This window comes from Nesterenkonia aerolata (assembly GCF_031470965.1).
Lineage (GTDB): Bacteria > Actinomycetota > Actinomycetes > Actinomycetales > Micrococcaceae > Nesterenkonia > Nesterenkonia aerolata.
The window spans coordinates 13,966-39,611 of record NZ_JAVKGR010000001.1 but is presented as its reverse complement, the minus strand read 5'-3'; the positions used below and the strand labels follow the sequence as shown (position 1 = coordinate 39,611).

At 66.5% G+C, this 25,646-nt stretch carries 22 protein-coding genes and 1 pseudogene; 20 read left to right on the top strand and 3 right to left on the bottom strand.

All coding sequences use genetic code 11. The features are described 5' to 3' along the window. Positions 1 to 29 precede the first annotated feature (29 nt). Complete coding sequence (galE, locus tag RIL96_RS00175; RefSeq protein ID WP_310546977.1) at positions 30 to 1,094, top strand: UDP-glucose 4-epimerase GalE; 1,065 nt, start codon at positions 30 to 32, stop codon at positions 1,092 to 1,094. 415 nt (positions 1,095 to 1,509) lie between these two features. On the opposite strand, the pseudogene RIL96_RS00170 reads toward galE, so the two are convergent. Then, positions 1,510 to 2,169, bottom strand: a pseudogene (locus tag RIL96_RS00170) (heparan-alpha-glucosaminide N-acetyltransferase domain-containing protein); the annotation flags it as partial. 19 nt (positions 2,170 to 2,188) lie between these two features. Here RIL96_RS00170 and dapA point away from each other — a divergent pair. From dapA to dapF, 13 genes are all read left to right on the top strand, one after another. Then, positions 2,189 to 3,151, top strand: coding sequence for a 4-hydroxy-tetrahydrodipicolinate synthase (dapA, locus tag RIL96_RS00165; protein WP_310546976.1), 963 nt, complete (start codon positions 2,189 to 2,191; stop codon positions 3,149 to 3,151). 143 nt (positions 3,152 to 3,294) lie between these two features. Then, the gene (locus RIL96_RS00160; RefSeq protein WP_310547421.1) at positions 3,295 to 4,959 is read left to right on the top strand and encodes a ribonuclease J; all 1,665 of its coding nucleotides are present in this window, start codon (positions 3,295 to 3,297) and stop codon (positions 4,957 to 4,959) included. Between the two features lie 57 nt (positions 4,960 to 5,016). Beyond that, positions 5,017 to 8,121, top strand: a complete 3,105-nt coding sequence (locus RIL96_RS00155) for an FtsK/SpoIIIE family DNA translocase (protein WP_310546975.1) — start codon at positions 5,017 to 5,019, stop codon at positions 8,119 to 8,121. Positions 8,122 to 8,141: 20 nt separating this feature from the next. Next, a complete protein-coding gene (gene pgsA / locus RIL96_RS00150) occupies positions 8,142 to 8,894 on the top strand; it encodes a CDP-diacylglycerol--glycerol-3-phosphate 3-phosphatidyltransferase (RefSeq protein ID WP_310546974.1) in 753 nt (250 codons plus the stop codon). Then, a complete protein-coding gene (locus tag RIL96_RS00145) occupies positions 8,891 to 9,562 on the top strand; it encodes a CinA family protein (RefSeq protein WP_310546973.1) in 672 nt (223 codons plus the stop codon). The genes pgsA and RIL96_RS00145 overlap by 4 nt, the downstream gene beginning before the upstream one ends. Positions 9,563 to 9,671: 109 nt before the next feature. Further along, complete coding sequence (locus RIL96_RS00140; protein ID WP_310546972.1) at positions 9,672 to 10,109, top strand: helix-turn-helix domain-containing protein; 438 nt, start codon at positions 9,672 to 9,674, stop codon at positions 10,107 to 10,109. A 240-nt stretch (positions 10,110 to 10,349) separates the two neighbouring features. Continuing rightward, the gene (locus RIL96_RS00135) at positions 10,350 to 10,844 is read left to right on the top strand and encodes a MarR family winged helix-turn-helix transcriptional regulator (RefSeq protein WP_310546971.1); all 495 of its coding nucleotides are present in this window, start codon (positions 10,350 to 10,352) and stop codon (positions 10,842 to 10,844) included. Between the two features lie 29 nt (positions 10,845 to 10,873). Then, entirely contained in the window at positions 10,874 to 11,092 is a 219-nt protein-coding gene (locus RIL96_RS00130; protein WP_310546970.1) for a DUF3046 domain-containing protein, read from the top strand. Positions 11,093 to 11,366: 274 nt separating this feature from the next. Continuing rightward, positions 11,367 to 12,419: a recombinase RecA gene (recA, locus tag RIL96_RS00125; protein ID WP_310546969.1), complete on the top strand. Its 1,053-nt coding sequence runs from the start codon at positions 11,367 to 11,369 to the stop codon at positions 12,417 to 12,419. 8 nt (positions 12,420 to 12,427) lie between these two features. Then, entirely contained in the window at positions 12,428 to 13,096 is a 669-nt protein-coding gene (locus RIL96_RS00120) for a regulatory protein RecX (RefSeq protein ID WP_310546968.1), read from the top strand. 97 nt (positions 13,097 to 13,193) lie between these two features. Next, on the top strand, positions 13,194 to 14,690 hold the full coding sequence (gene miaB / locus RIL96_RS00115; RefSeq protein WP_310546966.1) for a tRNA (N6-isopentenyl adenosine(37)-C2)-methylthiotransferase MiaB: 1,497 nt from the start codon (positions 13,194 to 13,196) through the stop codon (positions 14,688 to 14,690). 27 nt (positions 14,691 to 14,717) lie between these two features. Next, complete coding sequence (gene miaA / locus RIL96_RS00110) at positions 14,718 to 15,632, top strand: tRNA (adenosine(37)-N6)-dimethylallyltransferase MiaA (protein ID WP_310547420.1); 915 nt, start codon at positions 14,718 to 14,720, stop codon at positions 15,630 to 15,632. A 72-nt stretch (positions 15,633 to 15,704) separates the two neighbouring features. Next, positions 15,705 to 16,694, top strand: a complete 990-nt coding sequence (dapF, locus tag RIL96_RS00105) for a diaminopimelate epimerase (RefSeq protein WP_310546965.1) — start codon at positions 15,705 to 15,707, stop codon at positions 16,692 to 16,694. 15 nt (positions 16,695 to 16,709) lie between these two features. On the opposite strand, the gene RIL96_RS00100 is transcribed toward dapF, so the two are convergent. Then, complete coding sequence (locus tag RIL96_RS00100) at positions 16,710 to 17,336, bottom strand: class I SAM-dependent methyltransferase (protein WP_310546964.1); 627 nt, start codon at positions 17,334 to 17,336, stop codon at positions 16,710 to 16,712. Positions 17,337 to 17,591: 255 nt separating this feature from the next. Here RIL96_RS00100 and hflX point away from each other — a divergent pair, with 255 nt between their 5' ends. Together hflX and RIL96_RS00090 are read left to right on the top strand one after the other, a co-directional pair. After that, the gene (hflX, locus tag RIL96_RS00095; RefSeq protein WP_310546963.1) at positions 17,592 to 19,352 is read left to right on the top strand and encodes a GTPase HflX; all 1,761 of its coding nucleotides are present in this window, start codon (positions 17,592 to 17,594) and stop codon (positions 19,350 to 19,352) included. A 1-nt stretch (position 19,353) separates the two neighbouring features. Then, entirely contained in the window at positions 19,354 to 21,375 is a 2,022-nt protein-coding gene (locus RIL96_RS00090; RefSeq protein WP_310546962.1) for an ATP-dependent DNA helicase, read from the top strand. A 51-nt stretch (positions 21,376 to 21,426) separates the two neighbouring features. Here the strand turns inward: RIL96_RS00090 and lexA are convergent, their stop codons facing one another. After that, on the bottom strand, positions 21,427 to 22,194 hold the full coding sequence (gene lexA, locus RIL96_RS00085) for a transcriptional repressor LexA (protein WP_310546961.1): 768 nt from the start codon (positions 22,192 to 22,194) through the stop codon (positions 21,427 to 21,429). A gap of 324 nt (positions 22,195 to 22,518) precedes the next feature. On the opposite strand from lexA, the gene RIL96_RS00080 reads away from it, so the two are divergent. From RIL96_RS00080 to hisH, 4 genes are all read left to right on the top strand, one after another. Further along, positions 22,519 to 22,890: a LysM peptidoglycan-binding domain-containing protein gene (locus RIL96_RS00080; RefSeq protein WP_310546960.1), complete on the top strand. Its 372-nt coding sequence runs from the start codon at positions 22,519 to 22,521 to the stop codon at positions 22,888 to 22,890. A gap of 103 nt (positions 22,891 to 22,993) precedes the next feature. Next, a complete protein-coding gene (locus tag RIL96_RS00075; RefSeq protein WP_310547419.1) occupies positions 22,994 to 24,103 on the top strand; it encodes a histidinol-phosphate transaminase in 1,110 nt (369 codons plus the stop codon). 86 nt (positions 24,104 to 24,189) lie between these two features. After that, complete coding sequence (hisB, locus tag RIL96_RS00070) at positions 24,190 to 24,807, top strand: imidazoleglycerol-phosphate dehydratase HisB (RefSeq protein ID WP_310546959.1); 618 nt, start codon at positions 24,190 to 24,192, stop codon at positions 24,805 to 24,807. Next, positions 24,807 to 25,445, top strand: coding sequence for an imidazole glycerol phosphate synthase subunit HisH (gene hisH, locus RIL96_RS00065; protein WP_310546958.1), 639 nt, complete (start codon positions 24,807 to 24,809; stop codon positions 25,443 to 25,445). The genes hisB and hisH overlap by 1 nt, the downstream gene beginning before the upstream one ends. Positions 25,446 to 25,646: the final 201 nt, after the last annotated feature.

The window sequence follows — 25,646 nt, the reverse complement described above, 5'->3', positions numbered from 1 at the left end:
GGCCCGCTGCTGCTGTGATTGAATAGCGCATGATGAAGATCCTGGTCACCGGTGGCGCCGGGTATATCGGCAGCGTCGTCGTCGCGCGTCTGCTGGAGCAGCGCCATCACGTCGAGGTTCTCGACGATCTCTCCACCGGACATCATGACGCCGTGGCCGGTGAGGCCGTGTGGCATCGCCGTCCGCTGCGGTCTGCCGGGGAGGTGCTCGACGGCTCCTTCGACGCCGTGGTGCATCTGGCCGCGCGCTCCCTGGTCGGTGAGTCGATGCAGCATCCGGAACGGTACTGGCACGGCAACATCGTCGAGACCTTAGCCCTGCTCGATGCGATGCGTCACCATTCAGTGCCGCGCCTGGTGTTCTCCTCGACTGCCGCCGTCTACGGTGATGCCGGCTCAGACCCGATCACCGAGATGACTGCCACCCAACCGACTAACCCGTACGGGGCGAGCAAGCTGGCGATCGATCACATGCTCACTGCCGAAGCGACAGCGCACGGTCTGGGCGCGGTGAGCCTGCGGTACTTCAACGTGGCCGGGGCCTACGGGGCGCTGGGGGAGCACCACGACCCCGAGACCCATCTCATCCCGAACCTGCTGACCGCCGCCGAGCACCACCGGGACGGCCGTGACTACGCCCCGGCGCAGATCTTCGGCACGGACTATCCCACACGGGACGGTACCGCTGTGCGGGACTACATCCACATCACTGAGCTGGCTGACGCCCATGTGCTGGCCCTGGAGCACGCGACTCCCGGAACCCACGAGATCCTGAACCTGGGCACCGGGGTGGGCACCTCAGTGCGTGAGGTCGTCGACGCCGTCCGGCAGGTGACCGGTGTGCCGATCCAGGTGCGAGAGGCCGACCGCCGCCCGGGGGATCCTCCCGTGCTCGTGGCCTCCGGTGCCCAGGCCCGGCGGCTGCTGGGCTGGGTACCGGAGGCCCGGGTCACCGCGATGATCCAGGATGCGTGGACTGCCCGCTCGCAGCATGCACCAGGGCCTCCAGTGGTCCGCGACGCCCCAACGCCTGCTGGAGGGCACCTGCGGCCAGGCAGCCGATCACCAGAGCTGCCGCCATCGTCGTCGAGCTGAGGCCATAGAGCGGCCACCCCTCCACATGCCAGGCGTGCAGCACACCGAGGTGCCCCACGTAGAGGGTCAGCGGCATGGCTCCGGCGCCGATCAGCGGGCTCAGGCACCTGCCCAGCACAGAGGGTGAGTGGGAGGCGATCAGCAGGCATGCTCCCAGGATGAGCAGGCTGGTGCCGACGGTATGCACCAGATCAGCGGTGGAGCCCGAGTGCGGCGTCGCCAGCAGGAACCAGCGCGGGTCTGCCTCCACCGGCAGCAGTGTGCCGGTCAGCAGCTCCCCGCGCACGGCCAGATCACCCTCACCGTAGTAGTCCAAGGTGGAGGTGAGGTCGGTGCCCAGCAGCACCGTCCAGCTCACTGCCGCACTGAGCATCGCCAACCCGGCTCCCAGACCCAGAAGACGCCAGGCGGTGGCCCGGCGGTGGAGCCGACTGCGCCCCACCGCCATGCCCACCAGCAGGTACGCCGGCCAGATCAGCAGCGGATAGTAGCCGGTCACCGTGAGGTCCCAGGCCGTGAGCCCGGGGGTGTCGATGACATCGGTGAATCCGGGGGAGTGCCACAACCGCATCTCAGACGGGTAGCTCGGATCACCCATCAGCGCGACGATCATCTGCTGGAACATCACCGGAGCGGCCAGCACCCATACCGCGGCGAGCACACTGAGCGCACGGGCACTCCAGCGCAGCAGCGGCAGCGCGAGCAGGAACAGCACTCCGTAGTGGACCAAGATGATCGCCACCTGGGACTCCCAGGAGGCCACGAGAAGCCCGATCACGATCACCAGCAGGGCGCGTACAGTGATGCTGCGCCGGTGCCTGCTGACGCGCTCGGCGTCCCGGTGCGGCTGCGCGCCGCCTGTCATCAGGGCCAGGCCGACCCCGGCCAGCAGCGCGAACAGTGCGGAAGGGCGCCCAGTGGCCACCAGCCCCAACGCCGTCGCCTCACCGGTGGAGGGATCGGTGGTCGGCAGCACATGGACCAGCATCATGCCGATCAGTGCCAGGGCGCGTGCGATATCGACCCCGACGACTCGTGCCGCGGGGCCGGTGCTGACGGTGCTGCTGCGGTCCACAACCGGTAGGCTACGACGTATGACCACCGAGAACGAGCACACCCGCGACTTCGACCCGTACTTGGCCGAGGGCGAGGTCAAGCATCCGGACCAGACGGATCCGCAGTTCGGACATCTGATCACGGCGATGGTCACGCCCTTCACCGATGATGACCGGGTGGACTACAAGGCCTTCGAAGCCCTGGCGCATAAGCTCGTCGAGGAGGGCAACGACTCCCTCGTGGTCTCCGGCACCACCGGTGAGACCTCCACTCTGGAGGACCACGAGAAAGAAGGTCTGGTCCGTGCGGCGAAGTCCGCGGTGGGGGATCGGGCGAAGGTCATCGCCGGCACCTCCACCAACCACACCTCCCATGACCTGGAGATGGCACGCCGGGCCGAACGCGCCGGCGCCGACGGCCAGCTCGTCGTCACCCCTTACTACAACAAGCCCAGCCAGGACGGCGTGCTCGCCCACTTCACCGCAGTGGCCGATGCGATCGATCTGCCGCTGATGGTCTATGACATCCCCGGTCGCTCCGGCATCTCGATCAGCACGGAGACCATGCTCCGTTTGGCCGAGCACCCGCGCATCCAGTGCCTGAAGGACGCGAAGAACGACATCACCGCGACCACCGAGGTGCTGACCAAGACAGATCTGGAGATCTACTCCGGAGACGATCAGAACGTCTTGGCCTGGATGGCGATGGGGGCCTCCGGCGTCGTCTCCGTCACCTCGCATGTGGCCTCCGGGCACTTCCGGCGCATGATCGATGCCGTGCTGAACTATGACCTGCGTGAGGCGCGTATCTATCACTCGGAGCTGGGGCCGGTGATCCGCGCGATGATGACCCGCATCCAGGGCGCGGTGTCCTCGAAGCTGGTGCTCAACTGGCTGGAGTTCCCGATCCGCACCGATGTGCGTCTGCCCCTGGTCCAGGCGAATGAGACGGAGAAGGAACTGGTGCTCGGCGATCTCCGCGAGGCCGGCTGGAACCTCTGACCTCTGACGCTTTCCCACAACCTGACTCTGTCTGAATGCCCACTTAATGCCCCGCGTGTCACCGTGTCACTGCCGGTGAGGCGCACCGACGAGACGATCACATCACCCACCGCTGAGGAGAACCTGTGGCAGCTCACCGACTGATGACCCCGCCGAAGCTGAAGGACGGCACCCTGCGTGTCGTCCCCCTCGGTGGGCTGGGTGAGGTGGGCCGCAACATGGCGGTCTTCGAGATCGGCGGCAAGATCCTCATCGTCGACTGCGGTGTGCTCTTCCCCGAGGAGGAGCAGCCCGGGGTCGACCTCATCCTGCCGGACTTCAGCTATATCGAGGACCGCCTCGACGACGTCGTCGGCCTGGTGCTCACCCACGGCCACGAGGACCACATCGGCGCCGTGCCGTATCTGCTGCGCCGCAAGCCGGACATCCCGCTCATCGGATCTCAGCTGACCCTGGCGCTGATCGAGGCGAAGCTCAGCGAGCACCGGATCACCCCGTACACGCTCTCGGTGACAGAGGGCGATGTCGAGCAGTTCGGCCCCTTCGAGTGCGAGTTCGTCGCGGTCAACCACTCCATCCCCGATGCCCTGGCCGTGCATATCCGCACTGAGGCCGGGTCCGTGCTGCACACCGGGGACTTCAAGATGGACCAGCTGCCGCTGGACGGCCGGATCACGGACCTGCGTCATTTCGCCAAGCTGGGCGAAGAGGGCGTGGACCTGTTCATGACCGACTCCACCAACGCCGACGTCCCCGGGTTCACCACCCCGGAGAAGGAGATCGGCCCGGTCATCGATCAGTACTTCGGCCGTTCCCGGCGCCGGATCATCGTCGCCTCCTTCTCCTCCCACATCCACCGTGTCCAGCAGGTCCTCGACGCCGCCGAAGCCCATGGGCGTCGGGTGGCCTTCGTGGGCCGATCGATGGTGCGCAATATGTCCATTGCCGCGAAGCTCGGCTACCTCGATGTCCCCGAGGGCATTCTGGTGGACATGAAGAAGGTCGATGACCTGCCCGATCACGAGATCGTGCTGATGTCCACCGGCTCTCAGGGCGAACCGATGGCCGCTCTGTCTCGGATGGCCAACGGTGACCACCCGATCCAGGTCGGCGAGGAGGACACGGTGATCCTCGCCTCCTCACTGATCCCGGGCAACGAGAACTCGGTCTTCCGAGTGATCAACGGGCTGCTCAAGCTCGGCTGCGAGGTCATCCATAAGGGCAACGCGAAGGTCCACGTCTCCGGTCACGCCTCCGCCGGTGAGCTGCTCTACTGCTACAACATCATCCGGCCGAAGAACGTCATGCCCGTCCACGGGGAGACTCGCCACCTGATCGCCAACGGGCGGCTGGCTGTCGAGACCGGTGTGGATCCCGACCGGGTGCTCCAGTGCGAGGACGGCACCGTGGTCGATCTGCGCGACGGCGTGGCGGAGATCACCGGGCAGATCGAATGCGGCTATGTCTACGTCGACGGCTCCTCCGTCGGCGAGGTCACCGACGCGGACCTGAAGGACCGTCGGGTCCTCGGTGAGGAGGGCTTCATCTCGGTGATCACAGTGGTCAACCGGCAGACCGGGCAGATCGTCTCCGGCCCTGACATCCACGCCCGAGGTGTGGCGGAAGAGGATCAGGTCTTCAAGGACATCAAGCCGAAGATCGCCCGCGCGCTGACTGACGCCATCCAGGACAATAAGGAGCACACCACTCATCAGCTCCAGCAGATCGTCCGGCGCACCATCGGCACCTGGGTCAACCGCCGACTGCGGCGCAAGCCGATGATCGTCCCCGTCGTCGTCGAGACCTGAGGCCTGCAGGTGTGGCCCTGACCGGGTTCTGCGGTGATCCGCGGTAGGTTGGAGACCATGGCGACACGTACTTCCCCCTCGCGCGCCGCCTCCGCCGACGGATCCACCAAGGCTTCGTCCAAGAGTTCCGGCGGCCGCGCGAAGACGTCCACACGCGGCTCCACAGCGGCTGAGCCGCCGCAGAGTCCTCGCGGAAACCTCCTGCTCACTGCCCTGCGAGGTATGTGGATGGCGGTGGCGACCCCGGTGGCCACCGCCGTGCGGTCCGTGGGCCGGCGTCAGGAGATCCCCGTGGCGGAGCGCCGTGACGGCGCCGCCCTGGTGTTCATCGTGCTGGCTGCGGTGATCGCCGTCGTCGAGTGGTGGGGTGCGCGGCAGGTGGACCACGTCGCCGTGGACCTCGTGCATGCGGCGGCTGCGGGCACCTTCGGCTGGGCGGCTGTGCTGCTGCCGGTGGCGCTGAGCATCACCGCGATCCGTTATATCCGTCACCCCCTGGACCACGACGCCAACGGCCGCATCGCCATCGGCCAGGGGCTCATCCTGCTCTCCGCCGCGGCCATCGCCCATCTGTCCTACGGCCTGCCCACGCTGCACTCCGCATTCGAGGAGATGCTCACCTCCGGGGGCATCGTCGGCTACCTGATGACAGTGCCACTGGCTTCTCTGATCACCGCCTATCCGCTGTGGCCGCTCTTCGCCCTGCTGCTGCTCGCCGGAATTCTCGTGCTCACCGATACTCCGCTGCGCAGCATCCCGGACCGTCTGCGCGTGGCTCAGGACTATGTGGTGGGAGAGAAGCGCGAACCCGCTCTGCGCCAGGATCCGCCCGCGTCCGCAGCCGCTGCGAAGCGACCGTCCGCGGCACCTCGTGCGGAGGAGCCCGGCGCTGAGACGCTCGGTGCCGGTGAAGCTCGTGCCGGTGAAGCCCGTGCCGAGGAGGCAGGGCCGCAGAAGCGCCGCGGGGGAGTGTTCTCCCGGATGTTCGGCGGCCGGCCGGAGGACGCCCAAGATCATCAGGATCAGGAGTCCGGCGAAGAAGAGGCCTTCGGCTCTGGTGAGTCCCAGCAGGCCGCTCGCGCCCAGGCCGGAGCCTTCGATGAGGTGTTGGAATCGGAGGGTGACACCGCCGCCGGGGCAGAGCCGAGACCCCCGCACGCCCGCGACGTCCCTCCCGGTGTGAAACGGCCCACCGCTCAGGAGGCGGCTATCCGCCGCGCTCGTGAGCGCGCCCAGCCTCAGCCCGGCGCCGATGACTCCGGTTCGGCCGAGACCGCCGCCACTGAGGTGGTGGCGGCCGGTGCTCCAGCCACGGCGGCGCACACTGCGGCCCGGCCTGCGGCCACTGCCGCGCCGGAGCGCCCCGCACCGGCGGCTGATATGCCGGTACGCTCCGAGCAGCTCGAGCTTGCCGGTGAGGTCACCTACACTCTGCCGGATCAGTCCATGCTGCCGGCCGGTCCGCCGCCCAAGGAGCACACCAGTGCCAACGACGACGTCGTCGCCTCGCTGAACCACACCCTGCAGCAGTTCGGGGTCGATGCTGAGGTCACAGGTTTCTCCCGGGGGCCGACGGTGACCCGCTATGAGATCGAGGTCGCGGCGGGTACCCGCGTAGAGAAGGTCACCAAGCTGGAGAAGAACATCGCTTATGCGGTGGCCTCCACCGACGTCCGCATCCTGTCACCGATCCCCGGTAAGTCCGCGATCGGTGTGGAGATCCCGAACTCGGACAAGGAAGTGGTCGCACTCGGTGATGTGCTGCGCTCCAATGCGGCACGCAAGACCGAACACCCCATGGTCATGGGGGTGGGCAAGGACGTCGAGGGCGGCTACGTCGTCGCCAACCTCGCCAAGATGCCGCACCTGCTCGTCGCCGGTGCCACCGGCGCCGGTAAGTCCGCCTTTGTCAACTCGATGGTCACCTCAGTGCTGATGCGTGCGACGCCGGATGAGGTGCGCATGGTCATGGTCGATCCCAAACGTGTGGAGCTCACCGCCTATGAGGGTGTGCCGCATCTGGTGACCCCCATCATCACCGATCCGAAGAAGGCTGCCGAGGCGCTGCAGTGGGTCGTCAAGGAGATGGATAACCGCTACGACGATCTGGCCCACTTCGGGTACAAGCACGTCGACGACTTCAATAAGGCGGTGCGCGCCGGGAAGATCCAGCTGCCGCCGGATTCACAGCGGGAGCTGCGGCCCTACCCGTATCTGTTGGTGATCGTCGACGAGCTGGCCGATCTGATGATGGTCGCCCCCCGGGACGTCGAAGACTCCATCGTTCGGATCACCCAGCTGGCGCGTGCCGCCGGCATCCACCTGGTGCTGGCTACTCAGCGTCCTTCGGTGAACGTGGTCACCGGTCTGATCAAGGCCAACGTGCCCTCGCGGATGGCCTTCGCGGTCTCCTCGGTCACCGACTCTCGGGTCGTGTTGGACTCGGCCGGCGCGGATAAGCTGCTCGGCCAGGGTGACGCCCTCTTCCTGCCCATGGGCATGGCCAAACCGATGCGTGTGCAGGGTGCCTGGGTCAATGAGTCGGAGATCCACTCAGTGGTCGAGCACGTGAAGTCGCAGCTGAAGGCGCAGTACCGCGATGACGTCATCCCGGAGAAGGCGAAGAAGGAGATCGACGAGGACATCGGCGATGACCTCGACCTGCTGCTGCAGGCCACCGAGCTGGTCGTCACCACCCAGTTCGGTTCCACCTCGATGCTGCAGCGTAAGCTGCGCGTGGGTTTCGCCAAGGCCGGCCGGCTGATGGATCTCATGGAGTCCCGCGGCGTGGTCGGGCCCTCCGAGGGGTCCAAGGCGCGTGACGTGCTGGTCACCGTGGAGGAGCTGCCGGGCGTGCTGGCCACCATCCAGGGTGAGGACCCTCCTTCGGCGGCACCGTCTGAGGATGCGCCGGAGGCCTATGAGCAGGACGTGGTCAAGACCTCCGGTGAGGAGAGCGGTGAGATTCCTGCCACGGTGCCGCGTGCCGATGCGCCGGCACCGCAGGGAGGCTCCACCGTCTCGGGGCTCTCAAGCGCTGACCTCATCGCCCGGGACGTGGCCGAGCGTACCCAGGCACTGCCTGAAGTGGACAGCTACTATGACGGTCATGACAGTTCCCCGACCGGGGACTACGACGCCTGGCAGCTGACCGGCCGCTGAGCCGCTGAGAGGACCGATCCGTGAGCACGCCGACGCCGGAACATCACGTTCCGCTGTTCAATATCGCCAATGTGCTCACCATGGTGCGCATCATCATGGTGCCGCTCTTCGTGGCGCTGCTGCTTCTTGATGCCGAGAGCACTGGTCCGGGCGGCCTGGAGGCACAGAACGGCGGCTGGCGCTGGGCTGCTGCGGGTGTCTTCGCCGCGGCGATGATCACTGACAAGATCGACGGTGATCTGGCGCGTTCGCGGAACCTCATCACCGACTTCGGCAAGATCGCCGATCCGATCGCCGATAAGCTGCTCATCGGCTCAGGGCTTGTCATGCTCTCAGTGCTCCAGGAGCTGCCGTGGTGGGTGACCATCCTCATCCTGGTTCGAGAGCTGGGGATCACCGTGCTGCGGATGGTGGTGATCCGCTACGGCGTGATGCCGGCCTCGCGTGGTGGCAAGCTCAAGACGGTGCTGCAGAGCGCCGGGCTGCAGCTGATGCTGCTGCCGCTGGTGGTCATCGCTGACTGGTTGGCCGCTGTCGCGTTCTGGATCATGATCGCGGCGTTGGTGGTCACCCTGATCACCGGTGTCGATTATGTGGTCCAGGCGGCGCGGCTGCGCAGCAGCGCGCGGGTGTCAGAGCAGCGGGACACAGCCTCCGGGGATGCGGCACCGGGGGACGCAGCGCCGGGCAGTGGGGCATCACGGCGAGCTGATGCTGCTGATCTCCGCGGTCCCACCGATGCCGCTGGCCCCGACGAAGAACCTCCTCGATGACCTCGCATCCGGTCGATGACGCGGCATTGGTGGCTCGCTGTGAGGCGCTCGGCCTCACCGTCGCCACGGCCGAATCTCTGACTGCGGGGGGCCTCTGCTCACGGTTCGCCGAGGTTCCCGGGGTCTCCTCGGTGCTGCGTGGGGCGGTGGTCTCCTATACCAATGAGGTCAAGGCCGAACTGCTCGGCGTGGATGCTGAGGTACTCGGCACCTCAGGTGCGGTGGACCCCGAGGTCGCCCGGCAGATGGCCTGCGGAGCGGTGTCCAGACTGCGTGCCGATGTGGGTCTCTCCACCACCGGCGTCGCCGGCCCCGAGCCGCACCAGGGCAAGCCGGTGGGCACAGTGTGGATCGGCGCAGCGCTCCGCCGGGAGAGCGCAGACGGTCACAGCAGGCTGTCTCTCCCATCTGATACGCCGGCCGGGGCCACCTGGCAGTCGCGGCGCCTCTCGGTCCCGCCGGCTCCCGGCCAGGGCCTGCACGGGACGTCACAGCACCTGTCGGTGCAGTACATAGCGGTGCAGTACATAGCGGTGCAGTGCATAGCGGTGCCCTGTCATCTCAGCGGTGACCGCGCGGAGATCCGGGCTGGCGCCGTCGAGGCCGCCCTGAGGCTCTTCAGAGATCTCCTAGGTGGCATCGCGGCAGAGACCAGCACTGTTCAGTAGGGTGGGAACAAATCCGCCGCCCGCTCGGTTGTTCTGCCCAGCACGGCGGAGTCGGCTCCCGTCTTCAGGTGCATGAGAAACCCCTCATCCTCCACGAAAGTGAGTGTTCATGGTGAGACAGCCAGTGACCATCAACGGCGTGACGCGGTGGAAGGACGTCGCCGAGGACGCCGTCTCCGGTGTGGAATCTCCGGAGGCCAAAGGCGTGGTGCTGCGCCAGGAGATCGGCGATGTGCTGCGCAGCATCCGTCAGGCCGAAGGCCGGACTCTGCGTGATGTCTCGCACGGGGCCCGCGTCTCCCTCGGGTACCTCTCCGAGGTCGAGCGTGGCCAGAAGGAAGCCTCTTCGGAGCTTCTGGCCTCCATCTGCGTCGCCCTGGACGTACCGTTGTCGGCCATGCTCGGTCAGGTGGCCGAGCGCATCGCACTGGCAGAAGGCGTGCCGGACACGGTGCCCACCGAGCTGCAGCGCGAATTCGGCCAGGCCGTGGTGCCCGATGGTGTTCCGGATGAGCTCACCCAGGCGGAGTTCGCTCGCAGCAGCTGAGCCTGATCCTCGCGCCCGGCGCTGACGCCGGCGCCCGGTACGTGTTGACAGGGGTGCGATCGGCTCTGCGCCGGTAGCACCACCGATGTCGAAGGCCCCGGTCGTGTTGACGCTCCGGGGCCTTCGTATGTCTGGGAGCTACGACGATGCCCGGGGAACGCTCTGGGTCCGCCGAACGGCGCAGCTCGGCAGCGGGTGTCTTGATCCGAGGAGGGCCGCGGGAGGACTACGATGAGAACTATGGGCAGTGACGCCAGACGCCAGACAGTCAGTGCATTGGAATACGAGTTCAATCGGCTGTTCATCCGCCGCCGATCCAACGCGCTGCAGCTGACCCGCGCCATCGATCCGGAGATCGAGCCGGCGTCCTACACGTTGCTGGCGACTCTGCAGCATCAGGGCCCGATGCGGATGACGTCATTGTCCCGCCACTTAGGCGTCGGCAAGCCTACGTTGTCTCGTCAGCTCAGCGTGCTGACCGCACGCGGTTGGGCGAACAAGACTGCAGATCCCGATGACGGCCGGGCCCAGCAGCTGGATCTCTCGGCTGAGGGCCGGCGTCGTCTGGAGAGTGCTCAGGCGGAACGGACCGAGCAGTACTTGGCGATGCTCGAGACCTGGGATGACAGGGAGATCGCTGAGCTCCGTGCGCTGGTGGAGCGGCTGAACGACACCTACGTCGCCTTCGATGCCGACCAGCAGGCTTCCCGTGGCGCCGCGGCGGATACAGCATAGGGCGGCTACGGCATAGGACGGCTGATCGGATGCGACTGAGTCATTTCTGGTGGCTCATGGAGGGAGAGTTCGGCGCCTCCTACGCCCATGTGCTGGCGGACACTCTCGTGCTGAGCGCCCACCAGCTCACCGTCACCCAGGCCCTGGACGCCGGAATACCGGCCCGGGAGGTGTGGGAGTCCGTCTGCGATCAGCAGGACGTCCCGGCCGAGCGCCGTTTGGGCAAGGACGTTCCGCCGCGCCGTTGAGGCGCCACGGTGCAGATGCTGTGCAGACACGCCGTCGATCCTTCGAAGCTATGTTCGACTGCCTCGGGTAGGCTCTTCCACAGGTCACTTGCGGACAGGGTCTGTCAGCGAGTTCTCCACAGAAGCAGCTCCGAGTGCTCCCGATGTCAGAGGTTCCCCGTAGTCTCGGGAGCGGAAGGAAGCAGAGTCCTCTGTCGCAGTCTGGTCACCAGACCGGTTCGTGGTGCGATGCGGGGATGCTTCGGCAGATAACGACGTCATGTGAGGTGTGAAGATGGCAGTGAGCCAGGACCGGCAGAAGGCGCTGGAAGCAGCGCTGGCCCAGATCGATAAGCAGTATGGCAAGGGCTCGGTGATGCGCCTGGGCGATGAGACCCGCGCACCTATCGAGACCATCTCGACCTCCTCCATCGCCATGGACGGTGCTCTGGGCATCGGCGGGTTCCCGCGCGGCCGAGTCGTAGAGATCTACGGCCCGGAGTCCTCGGGTAAGACGACGGTGGCTCTGCACGCTGTGGCCAATGCGCAGAAGAACGGCGGGATCGCCGCGTTCATCGACGCTGAGCATGCCCTGGACCCGATCTACGCGGCGAAGCTGGGCGTGGACACCGATTCCCTGCTGGTCTCCCAGCCGGACACCGGTGAGCAGGCCCTGGAGATCATGGACATGCTGGTCTCCTCGGGCTCCTTGGACATCGTGGTCATCGACTCCGTCGCCGCGCTGGTGCCCCGCGCTGAGATCGAGGGAGAGATGGGGGACAGCCACGTCGGCCTTCAGGCGCGGCTGATGTCCCAGGCTCTGCGGAAGATCACCGGACGGTTGGCACAGTCCAAGACCACGGCGATCTTCATCAACCAGCTCCGGGAGAAGGTCGGTGTGTTCTTCGGTTCCCCGGAGACCACCTCCGGCGGTAAGGCGCTGAAGTTCTACTCCTCGGTCCGTGTGGACGTGCGGCGCATCGAGACGCTGAAGGAAGGCGCCAACGCGGTGGGTAACCGCACCCGGGCCAAGATCGTGAAGAATAAGATGGCCCCGCCGTTCAAGCAGGCCGAGTTCGACATCCTCTACGGCGAGGGCATCTCGCGTGAGGGAGGGCTCATCGACGTCGGAGTCGAAGAAGGCCTGGTCAAGAAGTCCGGGGCCTGGTTCACCTACGACGGTGACCAGCTCGGTCAGGGCAAGGAGAAGGCCCGGCATTTCCTCAAAGACAATCCGGACCTCGCCGATGAGATCGAACGGCGCATCAAAGAGAAGATGGGGATCCTTCAGCCGGCCGAATCGCAGGATGAGGCACCTGAGCTCCACGCCGTCGACGGCACTGCCTGAGCTCTGTGATGGCACAGGAGAGCCACCACGCGCCAGAGCCTGCCCAACAGGGGACGATCTCCGCGCTGCGGGAGGCGATGGCCCGTATCGAGGCCGAACCGGCAGAAGGTCATCACTCGCTCTCCGGGAGTTCTTCACCGTCGGAGGCGACGGACGTGGTCGGCGCAGAGAGCAGCCGTGCCTCGGACTACGACGCCGCACGTCAGGTTGTGCTGCGCAAGCTCACCGGCTCGGCGAAGAGCCGTCATCAGCTGGCTGAAGCTCTGCGTGAGAAGGAGTTCGATGAGGCGACCTCGTCCGCGGTCCTGGACCGGATGGAAGAGGTCGGCCTCATCGACGACGCCGAATTCGCGCGGGTCTGGGTCCGCACTCGTCACCAGACTAAGGGCCTCGGTGCCACCGCACTGCGGCATGAGCTGGCGGGCCGGGGAGTCGCCGAGCCGCTCATCGAAGAGGCTGTGGCCCAGCTCAGCGCTGAGGATGAGGAGGCCGTGGCACGAGAGTTGCTGGAGAAGAAGCTCGGAGACACGGTGATTCCGGCCGGACACAACCCTGAGGATCGCCGCGAGAGAGAGCGGCAGTCTCGGCGGCTGGTCTCGATGCTCGGCCGCAGGGGTCATTCCCCCTCCACGGCGCTGCGCCTGGTCCGTGAGGTGATGGAGGAGCGGACGGCCTGACAGCACCTGAGCCTGAGCCCTGTGCAGAAGGCGCGTACAATCGACTGCGCAGATGACGCATTTCCACGCACCCGCAGGCAGATCAGCGAGTATCCCGATGACTGAAACCCGTGACCGCACCTACCAGGTGCGCACTTTCGGCTGCCAGATGAACGTCCACGATTCCGAGCGGATCTCCGGTCTTCTGGAGGAGGCCGGATACCGGCCACACCCGGATGAGTCCACGACGCCGAACCTCATCGTCTTCAACACCTGCGCAGTGCGGGAGAACGCGGACAACCGGCTGTACGGACATCTCGGTCAACTGCGCCCGGTCAAGGACGCCCACGAGGATCTGCAGATCGCCGTCGGCGGGTGTTTGGCGCAGAAGGATCAGCGCACCGTCCAGGAACGGGCGCCCTGGGTGGACGTGGTCTTCGGCACGCACAACATCGGTGCACTGCCCACGCTGCTGGAACGTTCTCGGCACAATGAGGCCGCCGAGATCGAGATCCTGGAATCGCTGGAGACCTTTCCCTCGACCTTGCCCACCAAACGCGATGCGGTCTATTCCGGGTGGGTGTCGATCTCTGTCGGCTGTAACAACACCTGCACCTTCTGCATCGTGCCCTCCCTGCGCGGTAAGGAGCGCGACCGCCGTCCGGGGGAGATCCTGGCCGAGGTCCAGGCACTGGTCGACGACGGCGCCGTCGAAGTCACACTGCTGGGGCAGAACGTCAACACCTACGGCGTCGAGTTCGGCGACCGCGGCGCCTTTGCGAAACTGCTGCGGGCCTGCGGTGAGATCGAAGGGCTCGAACGTGTGCGGTTCACCAGTCCACATCCTGCCTCGTTCACCGATGACGTCATCGAAGCCATGGCAGAGACTCCGAACGTGATGCCGCAGCTGCATATGCCTCTGCAGTCCGGATCGGACACGGTGCTGAAGGCCATGCGCCGGTCCTATCGTTCCCGCCGGTTCCTCGGCATCTTGGAGAAGGTCCGTGACCGGATCCCGGAGGCGGCGGTCACCACGGACATCATCGTCGGCTTCCCGGGTGAGACCGAGGAGGACTTCGAGCAGACCATGCGTGTCGTGGAAGCCTCCCGGTTCTCCTCCGCGTTCACCTTCCAGTACTCGCCACGGCCCGGCACCCCGGCAGCCGAGATGACCGAGCAGATTCCCAAAGACGTGGTGCAGCGGCGCTTCGAACGCCTGGTGGCCTTGCAGGACCGGATCACGGCCGAGGAAAACGCCGCCCGCATCGGCAGTGTCCAGGAGCTGCTGGTGACCGCGGACTCCGGTACCAAGGGCGGGCAGACCGGTCGGCTCAGCGGTCGGGCCCCCGATCACCGGTTGGTGCATTTCTCGGTGCCGGACGGTGCACCGGTGCCCCGGCCCGGGGACTTCGTCACCGTGCCGATCACCGAGGCGGCCGGCTTCTACCTGCTGGCGGATCCCGCACCGGAGCAGTACACGCTGCGACGCTCCCGGGCAGGTGAGGCCTGGGACCGGTCACAGGCGGAGTCCTGCGCAGTGGGCACCACCCAGGTCGGCGGAGGTGCGCCGGGGGCGGTCTCCCTGGGCATGCCCAGTCTGCGTCCCGCCGTCTGAGGCTCTCAGGTGACGTCGCAGCCGCCGATGGTCGTCGTGGTGGGTCCCACGGCCTCGGGGAAGTCCGCCCTCGGGATCGCGCTGGCTCAGCGGTTCGACGGCGAGGTGATCAGCGCCGACTCCATGCAGCTCTACCGGGGCATGGACATCGGCACAGCCAAGGTGACCTCCGCCGAGGCTCAGGGCGTGCCCCACCACCTCATCGATGTGCTCGAGGTGCGTGAAGAAGCCTCCGTCGCGGACTATCAGCGCCGTGCCCGCCAGCTCGTCCACCAGATCCGCGGCCGCGGCCGAACCCCGATCATGGTCGGCGGGTCGGGACTCTACGTACGAGCTGCCCTGGACGAGATCGACTTCCCACCCACCGATCCCGATCTGCGTGCCCAGCTGAGCCGTCGCTGCGCCGAGGAAGGCCCCGACGTGCTGCGCGCCGAGCTGGCCCGCCTCGATCCCGACTCCGCACAGACCGTGCGCGATGATCGTCGCCTGATCCGGGCACTGGAAGTGGTCACCCTCACCGGACGCAGCTTCGCCTCGTTCATGCCCCGGCGCGTTCATCATGAGTCGATGACACCGGTGGTCCAACTGGGGCTGCGCCTGCCACGCGAACTGCTGCACTCCAGGATCGCCCATCGCGTGGAAGCCATGCAGGCGCAGGGCCTCGAGGCCGAAGTCTCCCGCCTGGTGGAGCAGGGCCTGCGGGAGGGGAAGACGGCCTCGGAGGCCATCGGCTATCAACAGTTCCTCGCAGTCCTCGACGGCGAGCTGAGCCGTGACGAGGCACGTGAACAGACCGTCATCGCCACCCGGCGTCTCGCTCGCCGCCAAGAGACCTGGTTCCGCGCGGATCCGCGCATCACCTGGATCGACGTCGATGACCACCGTACTGCGGAACAGATCACCCAGGCTGCGCTGTTGCACCTTGAAGGCGCACTGCCCTGAGGGTTGTGCCCTGATGACCACTGGCCTGAAGACCACCGCCCTGAAGACCTCCGTTGCTCCCGAGGAGACTCTGTGACTGACCCTGTGGCCGCGTCCCAGCCCCACCACCAGCAGGCTTTGGATGCGCTGACCGGACTGCGTGCGGTCAAAGCCCACGCGACCGGCAATGACTTCGTGATGTTCGTCGACCCCGACGGTCAGCGCCCCCTGAACCCTGAGCAGGTCTCGGCCCTGTGCGATCGGCACTTAGGCATCGGAGGCGACGGCGCGATCCGTGCCGTACCGGCCGATCAGGACGCCGACGGGCGTGAGCTGCTCAGCCGCTGGGAATCGGAGATCGCTGACTCTCCGGCCCATGAGCCCGGGGAGCGGATCTGGTTCATGGACTACCACAACGGTGACGGGTCCATCGCTGAGATGTGCGGCAACGGGGTGCGTGCCTTCGCCCATCTGCTGGTGACCCAGGGATGGGTGGAGCTGGAGCAGGGCGAGGAGCTGCTCATCCTCACCCGGGCCGGGGTGCGTACCATGCGCAAGGTGCCGGAGGGCTACGCCGTCGGTATGGGAGTCTGGTCCTTCATCGATCCCGAGCTCGCCCGTACCGAGGCCTCAGATGCTCTGGTCATGGCGGCGGGTCTGGAGGACCCGCGTCCGGGGCTGTCCATCTCGCTGGGTAACCCCCATACCGTCGTCGCCCTGCCGGATGATCGCGCCCTGGAGCAGCTGGACCTGGCTCAGGCCCCCACCGTCGACCCGGCTCCCGGCAACGGGACCAATGTCGAGTTCGTGGTGCCTTCGGAGCCGCTGGTGGACCAGGGCATCGGCGCAGTGCGGATGCGTGTCCATGAGCGCGGGGTGGGGGAGACGATGTCCTGCGGCAGCGGTGCCTGCGCCGCCGCGGCCGCCGTGCGTGTCTGGGCCGCCGGCGACGGCGTCGACACCTGGGACGTCGGTGTGCCCGGCGGAGTGGTGCGGGTGAGTTTCTTGGCCCGTCCTGACGGGGCAGAGAACGTGGAGCTCTCCGGTCCGGCGGAGATCGTCGCGCATCTCACCCTGGCCTGAGACCTCTGCTGCGGCTCAGCCCCTGGACTGTCTGCTGACCCGCAGCAGACGGTACCCCTTGTCCGTTTCGGGCCGGTCAGCGGTGAAATCCTCGCCCACTGAAGCGAGCATCGACCGGACCCAGGTCAGCAGCGAGTCGGCGCCGAGGTTCTTCTGGACCACCAGCCAGGCTTCGGCGTCATCGGCAAGCCGGGGAAGCCACAGCTGCAACAGATCGTGGAGCACCTGCTTGCCCACACGTATCGGCGGATTGGACCAGATCGTCTCGAACCGTACCCCTGAGGGCACCTGCTCCGGTGCCATGACCTCGATGTTGTCCAGGCCCAGCCGCGCCGCGTTCTCCGCGCAGAGCAGCCTTGCCCGTTCATTGACGTCCACCGCCCAGACGGTGGCCTCCGGGGAGCGCAGCGCCAGAGTCAGAGCGATCGGCCCCCACCCACAGCCGATGTCCAGCAGGTGTCCCGCAGCAGCGGGATCTGGAGCGTGACGCAGCAGCACCTGCGTGCCGCGGTCGATCCCCTCCGGGGAGAAGATGCCTCCGGCGGTCACCACGGTGCGTCGGTGTCCTTCGAGGACGACGTCGATATCACGCCGTCGCATCGCAGAATCAGGAGAAGCGGAGAAATAGTGCTCGGAGCTCACGATGTGATCGTATCGGCTACGATGAGGTGCATGTGGCTGCACTGGATCTGAGACCCCCGCAACGGTCCCGCCTCGCGGAGTGAGGCCTCGGGGCCGGCGTCGACCCTGTCCGTGACGATCAGCAGCCTCTTCCACAGCCTTCCCGTACTCCACAGAGACCTCAGCATGCGCTGATGACGCCCGGGCCGGCTCGTAGAATGGAGCGACGCCCTGCTCAAGGGCCCGCTGCCTCGGCGAGAGGCCCCCAAGGAGACTATGACCGAGAACCACCACACCCCAGAACCGGCAGATACCCCGGACTTCACGGAGAGTACGGATCCACCTGCCGCTGGTGACTCCGCCGCCGGTGCTGATCAACCAGCGGATACTGCCCACTCCGCTGATGATGCTCAGCCTGCTGAGACGGGGCAGCCTGCCGATGCGGTGCAGTCCGACGATGCGGGGCAGTCCGACGACGCGGTGGACGCGGTGATCGAGCGGATCCTCGCCGCTGAGGGCAGCCGACGCTCCGGCCCCCTCGATACCCAGGCCCGGGAACTGCAGCAGGAGCACACCGGCTTCACCGAAGACGACGAGCAGCTCGACCTCTTCGAACGTCGCTCGCTGCGCCGCGTCGAGGGGCTCTCCACCGAGCTTGAGGACATCACCGAGGTCGAGTACCGCCAGCTGCGCCTGGAGCGGGTCGTTCTGGCGGGACTGTGGATGGCCGGCCCGGTGGAGGAGGCTGAGCATTCCCTGCGGGAGCTCTCCGCGCTGGCCGAGACGGCGGGCTCGACGGTCCTCGAAGGGTTCATCCAGAAACGAAGCCTGCCCGATCCGGGGACCTACTTCGGCTCCGGTAAGGCTGAGCAGATACGTCATGCGGTGGCTGAGCTTGGCGCTGACACCGTCATCGTCGACTCAGAGCTGGCACCGTCCCAGCGGCGTGCGCTGGAGGACATCGTCAAGGTCAAAGTCATCGACCGCACCGGCCTGATCCTCGATATCTTCGCCCAGCACGCCAAGTCCCGCGAGGGCAAAGCACAGGTGGAGCTGGCCCAGATGGAATACATGCTGCCCCGGCTGCGCGGTTGGGGTGGCTCGCTGTCCCGTCAGGCCGGTGGTCAGGTCGGTGCCGCGGGCGGTGGAATCGGCTCCCGCGGGCCCGGTGAGACGCAGATCGAGCTGGACCGGCGTCGCATCCACAAGCGCATGGCCAAGCTGCGGCGCGACATCGCGGCGATGAAACCTGCCCGGGAGGCTAAGCGCGCCAACCGGCGGCGCCACGCGGTGCCCTCTGTGGCCATCGCGGGCTACACCAACGCGGGGAAGTCCTCGCTGCTCAATCGGCTCACAGACGCCGGTGTCCTGGTGGAGAACGCCCTGTTCGCCACACTGGACCCGACCGTCCGGCGGGCGAGCACTCCTGACGGCATCGGGTACACCCTCTCCGACACCGTCGGGTTCGTCCGTCAGCTGCCCACTCAGCTGGTGGAGGCCTTCCGTTCGACTCTCGAGGAGGTCGCGGAGTCGGACCTGATCCTCCACGTCGTCGACGCCTCCCACCCTGAGCCGGAGGCGCAGATCCGTGCGGTGCGCGAGGTGCTCACCGAGGTCGAGGCCCATCTGGTCGATGAGATCATCGTGCTCAACAAGGCTGATATGGCCGAGGACCACGTCATCGAGCGGATCCGCCGCCGCGAGCCTCACACGGTTCTGGTCTCGGCCCGGACTGGTGAGGGCATCGATGAGCTGCGTCAGCTGATCAGCAGCTCCATCCCGCGGCCGAATGTGGCGATGGAACTGCTGGTGCCCTACGCCGACGGCGATGTCGTCTCGCGTCTGCACGGTGAGGACGCGGAGATCTTATCCTCCCAGTACCTGGCCGAGGGGACACGGCTGAGTGTGCGGGTCCGTCCGGAGCTGGCCGCTGAGATCGAGAAGTACCGCGTCGCCGTCCCCGCTGATGAGTCCGCCACCAGGGGCGACGTTGCCGTCAGCGATGCGTCTGCCCAGCGTGATGAGGAGCGTCGCTGATATGCCGGCCACAGCCTCCACTGCTCATCTGCGCTCTGCTGAGCTCTTGAATCACGCAGTGGCCGCGATGGGTGGAGTGACACGCCCCGGACAGCAGAAGATGACCGCTGAGGTGGCGACGTCGCTGCGTCAGCAGCGGCACCTGCTCGTCCAGGCGGGCACGGGGACGGGCAAATCACTGGCCTATCTGGTCCCGGCGGTGGTCCATGCACTGGAGTCTGAGAAGCCGGTGCTGATCTCCACGGCGACTCTGGCGCTGCAGGCTCAGATCATGGGCCGCGATCTTCCACGGCTTCTGGGCAGCATCGGCGATCAGCTCGACCGCACAGTGGAGGTCGCGCTGGTGAAGGGCCGTGCCAACTATCTGTGTCGGCATAAGCTCGACGGCGGATTCCCTGAGGAAGACGATCACACCCTCTTCGCCTTCGGCACCGAGCCGGGGGAGCCGGCCGCAGCGGCAGGACCGGGGACGGCATTGGGCCGTGCGGTCACCCGGCTGCGCGAGTGGGCTGAGGAGACGGAGACCGGGGACCGCGACGATCTCGAGGAGGGTGTCTCTGACCGTGCCTGGCGGCAGGTATCGGTCAGCGCAGTGGACTGCCTCGGTGCGCGGAAGTGCCCGTTGGCCGCCGAGTGCTTCTCCGAATTGGCCCGAGAGCGAGCCCAGGACGCCGACGTCGTGGTGACCAATCATGCGATGCTCGCGATCGACGCCTTCGAAGGTCTTGCCGTCCTGCCGGAGCATGATGCGGTCATCGTCGACGAGGCTCACGAGCTGGCCGAACGAGTGACCTCGGCGGTCACCGAACAGCTCTCCGGGCAGGCCATCCGCGCGGCCGCGACCTCTGTGCGCCGCCATACCGACGCCCAACCCGATGATCTCGTCTCGGCTGCGGCGGTCCTCGATGCCGCTTTCCATGGACGTCAGTCCGGGCTTCTGACGCGTGGCCTGGACCTGCAGCAGCGCCAGGCCTTGGAGCTGACGCGTAACGCCTCCCGGACGCTGCTCTCAGACACTCGGCAGTCGAGCGAGTCAGAGGCCGATGCCGGTCGGACCACTGCGCGGTCGCGGTTGCAGGCCGTGCATGACACTGCCGCACGGATGGTGGAGGCTGAGGACACCCCGGACGTGATCTGGCTGAGCCGACCGGGTCGGTTCACCCCGGGGATCGGCTACCGGGAGTCTGATCCTGAGGAGCCGCCCATCATCTACGTCGCTCCGACCACAGTGGCCGGCCGGCTGCGCGAGGGGCTGTTCAACGATCGCACTGTGGTGCTGACCTCGGCGACTCTGACTGTGGGGGAGAGCTTCGATCCGGTGGCAGGCTCGCTGGGCCTCTTGGGGGAGAAGGCCCCGCGGTGGCAAGGCGTCGACGTCGGCAGTCCCTTCGACTATCCCCGGCAGGGCATGCTCTACGTGGCCTCCCACCTACCGGCCCCCTCAATGACCACGGCCTCGCAGCAGCGGGAGGAGCTGGCAGAGCTCATCGAGGCCTCTGGTGGTGCGGCGCTGGCCCTGTTCTCCTCGCGCCGGGCTGCAGAGGAGGCTGCGCAGGAGCTGCGCGAGCGCCTGGATGTGCCCATTCTTTGTCAGGGGGAGGGGACGATGTCGGCGCTGGTGCGTCAGTTCGCCGAGGAGGAGAAGACCTGCCTGTTCGGCACGCTCAGCCTCTGGCAGGGTGTCGATGTGCCCGGACGAGCCTGCCGTCTGGTCGCCATCGACAGGATTCCCTTCCCGCGGCCGGACGATCCGCTGATGAGCGCTCGGACCCAGGAGGTCTCGCGGGCCGGCGGCAACGGGTTCATGCAGGTCTCGGCCACTCACGCGGCCACCCGTCTGGCCCAGGGCGCGGGCCGACTCATCCGTACCGCGGAGGATCGCGGCGTCCTGGCCGTGCTGGATTCCCGCCTGGCCACCGCCCGTTACGGTGGGTTCCTGCGCCGTTCCATGCCGGATTTCTGGTCCACGACGGACCGCGACGTCGTGACCGGGGCGCTGCGTCGGCTGTCTCAGGTGCAGTGAAGCTGTGGACCGCAGGTGAGGCAGGGCGCAGCCTCTGACGAGTAGTTCTCCTCAGAGGCTGCGCAGCACAGTGACGACCTTTCCCATGATGAGAGCCTCATCACCGAGGATGGGTTCATAGGCACGGTTCTGCGGCAGCAGCCACTGGTGTCCGTCCCGACGGCGCAGGGTCTTGACCGTGGCCTCCTCCTCCAGGAGCGCAGCGACGATGTCGCCGTTCTCGGCGCTCTGCTGACGCCGCACCACCACCCAGTCGTCTTCGAAGATGCCGGCCTCGATCATCGAGTCTCCGCGGACCTGCAGCATGAACAGCTCACCTTCACCGGTGAGCTGTCGTGGCAGCGGCATGATGTCCTCAACATGCTGCTCGGCGAGGATCGGCCCACCGGCGGCGATGCGCCCGACCACCGGAATCTCCGACAGTCGGGAATCTGCCTGCTCGCGGTAGGGATCGAGGTCCACCACGGTGGTGTCCTCAGCGGCCGCGCGGGTCCGGCCATAGCCGCCGGAGCGGTTCTCGCTGCGCTCCTCGTTCTCTCCCTGAACGTCCTCCTGGGCGAGCAGGCGGCCCGAGGAATCCCGGATGACCTCCATGGCCCGCGGGCGCCCGGGCACACGACGCAGATAGCCCAACTCCTGCAGGCGGGCCAGCTGGTGGGTCACCGAAGACAGTGAAGCCAGACCGCAGGCGTCACCGATCTCTCGCATCGACGGGGGATAGCTGCGTTCAGCCAGGGACGTCTGAATGATGTCCACGATGCTGCGCTGCCGCTCGGTCAGCGGCTTGCCTGTCGTCTCCTGCGGCTCTGCCGACGCCATCTTCAGTACCTCTCCTCCGGGTGGGGCAGAACTGATGGACGAAGGCTGTGGCCGAAGAGATGTCAGAGGTCCCTGGTGGAGTGGTCCTCGGGATGCGGAGCCAGTCTCAAGGGGCTGGTGTTCGCCGACCCGGTGGATCCGCACCTGTTCGGTCACAGCATCCGAACATCGGTTCGAATGATGCCCTCAGGCTACGGGAGATTCCGGGCATGAGACAGCAGATTCGAACGTGTGTCTGGATATCCATCGAATATATGTGCTAGAAATAGAACACAACTTCGAACTTCGGGTCGGTCTGCCGGCCCATGAGAGAGGTGCTTCCCCATGCGTCATTCGCATTCCTCCGCAACGACGGCGGCGACGGCCGTGATGCCCGCACGCCTCACCCTGACCCGGCGGGGTCGTCTGCTGTTGATCGGCATGCCGATCCTGCTCACCGCCGTTCTGGGGCTGATCGCTCTAGGTCTGGTGGCAGGTGCCGCGGCGAATCAGGTGCAGGCCTCCGAAGGCGCTCCAGTAGGCGTCGAGGCCGAGGTTGTCGACGTCTCTCACGGCGATACGCTCTGGAGCGTGGCATCACGGGTGGATTCTGAGGAGGATGTTCAGACGTTGATCACCCAGATCGCTGAGCTCAATGATCTCGACTCCTCAGAACTGCAGCCGGGTCAGCAGCTCTACATCCCCGTTCAGCCGTGATCTGTGTGAGGCGTCCCACCGTGATGGCCTCATCCGCCTAGGTCCTCGCTAGGATGAGGCCGTGACCTCTCCATCTCGCGACGACCTGAACCCGCCCGTTGACGTGCCAGCAGCTGAGGATTCCTCTGAGCAGCGGTGGCAGGCGCTTCCGCTGCGGGACGAACTGCGCGGCCAGCATCCCTACGGTGCCCCGCAGCTGAGTGTTCCGGTGATGCTCAACGTCAACGAGACCACCTACCCCATGCCGCAGGAAGTGGTCGAGGCGGTCACCGCCGGTGTTCGTAAGGCCGCAGCTGGCCTCAACCGCTATCCGGACCGGGAGTTCACCAGTCTGCGCGAGAAGCTCGCTGGCTTCCTCGGCCACGGCCTGAGTGCAGAGAACATCTGGGCCGCCAACGGTTCCAACGAGATTATGCAGCACATCCTGCAGGCCTTCGCAGGCCCGGGGCGCTCAGTGCTGGCCTTCCCCCCGACGTACTCGATGTACCCGCTCTATGCGCGCGGTACATACAGTCAGTACATCGCCGGCATCAGGGGCGAAGATTTCGTTCAGACACCGGAGAATGTGGCCGACCAGATCCGAGAGCACCGGCCCCAGGTGGTGATCCTCTGCTCCCCGAATAATCCCACCGGCACGGCTGTGGGTCTCGACGTCGTCGAGGCGGCCTATGAGGCCGGGGACGACTCCGCCACCATGATCGTCGTCGACGAGGCCTACGGCGAGTTCCGCCAGGCCGAGACCCCCTCGGCTCTGGAACTGCTTCCCGGACGGCCCCGGCTGATCGTCTCGCGGACGATGAGCAAGGCCTTCGCCCTAGCGGGGGGACGGCTGGGATATCTCGCCGCCGCCCCCGAGGTCGCCGACGCTCTGCGTCTGGTGCGCTTGCCCTATCACCTCTCTGCGCTGACTCAGGCGACGGCGGAGGCGGCGCTGGATCACGCATCGGCGCTGATGGCCAATGTGGAGCGCATCAAGGCTCAGCGTGACCGCATCGTCACCGAACTGCAGCAGATGGGGCTGACTCCGGCCCCGTCGGATGCGAACTTCGTCTTCTTCGGTGGGCTGGATGATGCCCACGCCGCCTGGCGGCACCTGCTCGATGACGGCATCCTCGTCCGCGAGATCGGCATCGATGGTCACCTGCGGGTCACCGCCGGGACGCAGGGCGAGACCACAGCCTTCCTGGAGTCCCTGCGCCGATATCTCAGCTGAGCACTGAGCCCGCGGAGACCGCGTAGAATCGTCTGCGCATATCCGACACCCTGAGGACATCACCGCACCCCGCATGAGCAGGAGCCATGGCAGCAGAACTCATCTCCGACCGCATCGCTCGGATGGAGCGTGTCACCAGCGAATCCTCCGTGGCGGTCCGCATGGATCTCGACGGCAGCGGCCGTTCGGAGATCTCCACCACAGTGCCCTTCTACGACCACATGCTCACTGCGCTGTCCAAGCACTCCCTGATCGACCTGCAGGTCGAGGCCACAGGAGACACTGACATCGATGTCCACCACACTGTGGAGGACACCGCGATCGTCATCGGTGAGGTGCTACGCACGGCCCTGGGGAACAAGGCCGGCATCCGGCGCTTCGGGCAAGCCAGTGTCCCCCTGGACGAGGCCCTGGCCGAAGCAGTCGTCGACGTCTCCGGACGGCCGTACCTGGTGCATTCTGGAGAGCCCGAAGGCCAGCAGTACCACCTGATCGGTGGCCACTTCACCGGATCCCTGACACGTCACGTCTTCGAATCCATGACCTACCACGCCGGCATCTGCCTGCACATGCGGGTGTTGGCCGGACGCGACCCGCACCACATCGTCGAAGCGCAGTTCAAAGCCTTCGCCCGGGCGCTGCGTCAGGCTGTGGAGCCTGATCCGCGTACGGACGCGATTCCCTCGACCAAGGGAGCGCTGTGATGGCGCAGCCTGAGGTTGTCGTCCTCGACTACGGATCGGGCAATGTGCATTCGGCGCTGCGTGCGTTGGAGCACTCCGGTGCCTCCGTCTCGCTGACCCGGGACACCGATGCCGTTCTCGCCGCTGATGGTCTGGTGGTGCCCGGTGTGGGTGCCTTCGGTGCGGTGATCGAGGCCTTGCGCGCGATCGATGCGCCCCGGTGGATCGGCCGCCGGATCGCCGGTGGGCGGCCGGTGCTCGGCATCTGCGTGGGCCATCAGGTGCTCTTCGACCGCGGAGTAGAGCATGGAGAGACAGCCGAGGGTATGGGGGAGTGGCCCGGTGAGGTCACCGCACTGCCTGATGACGTGGTCGTCCCTCATATGGGGTGGAACACGGTGCGGCCCCCGCAGGGCACGGTGCTCTTCGACGGGATCGAGGACGAGCGTTTCTACTTCGTCCACTCCTATGCCGTGCAGTCCTGGGATTTCGATCAGCAGTCCACGGCGATGCGCGCACCTGCGGTCACCTGGGCCCATCACGGCGCAGATTTCATCGCTGCTGTGGAGAACGGTCCGCTCAGCGCCACACAGTTCCACCCCGAGAAGTCCGGTGAGGCCGGCCTGCGGCTGCTGCGCAATTGGATCAGCACACTCTGAGGGCAGCCTCGCACGAGCCTCTGAATACTTGTGTCTGTGTACCTGTGTCTGAGCACCTGTGATGGAGCCAATCCGCGGTATTGCACAGAACCTGAGAACAAAGATCTTGAGAACACAGAGCTTGAGATTATAGACCCCGAGACCACACAGCCTGAGCCGCCCCGGCTCGTGAACGTCCCCCGTCAGCCTATTCCGTCCTCC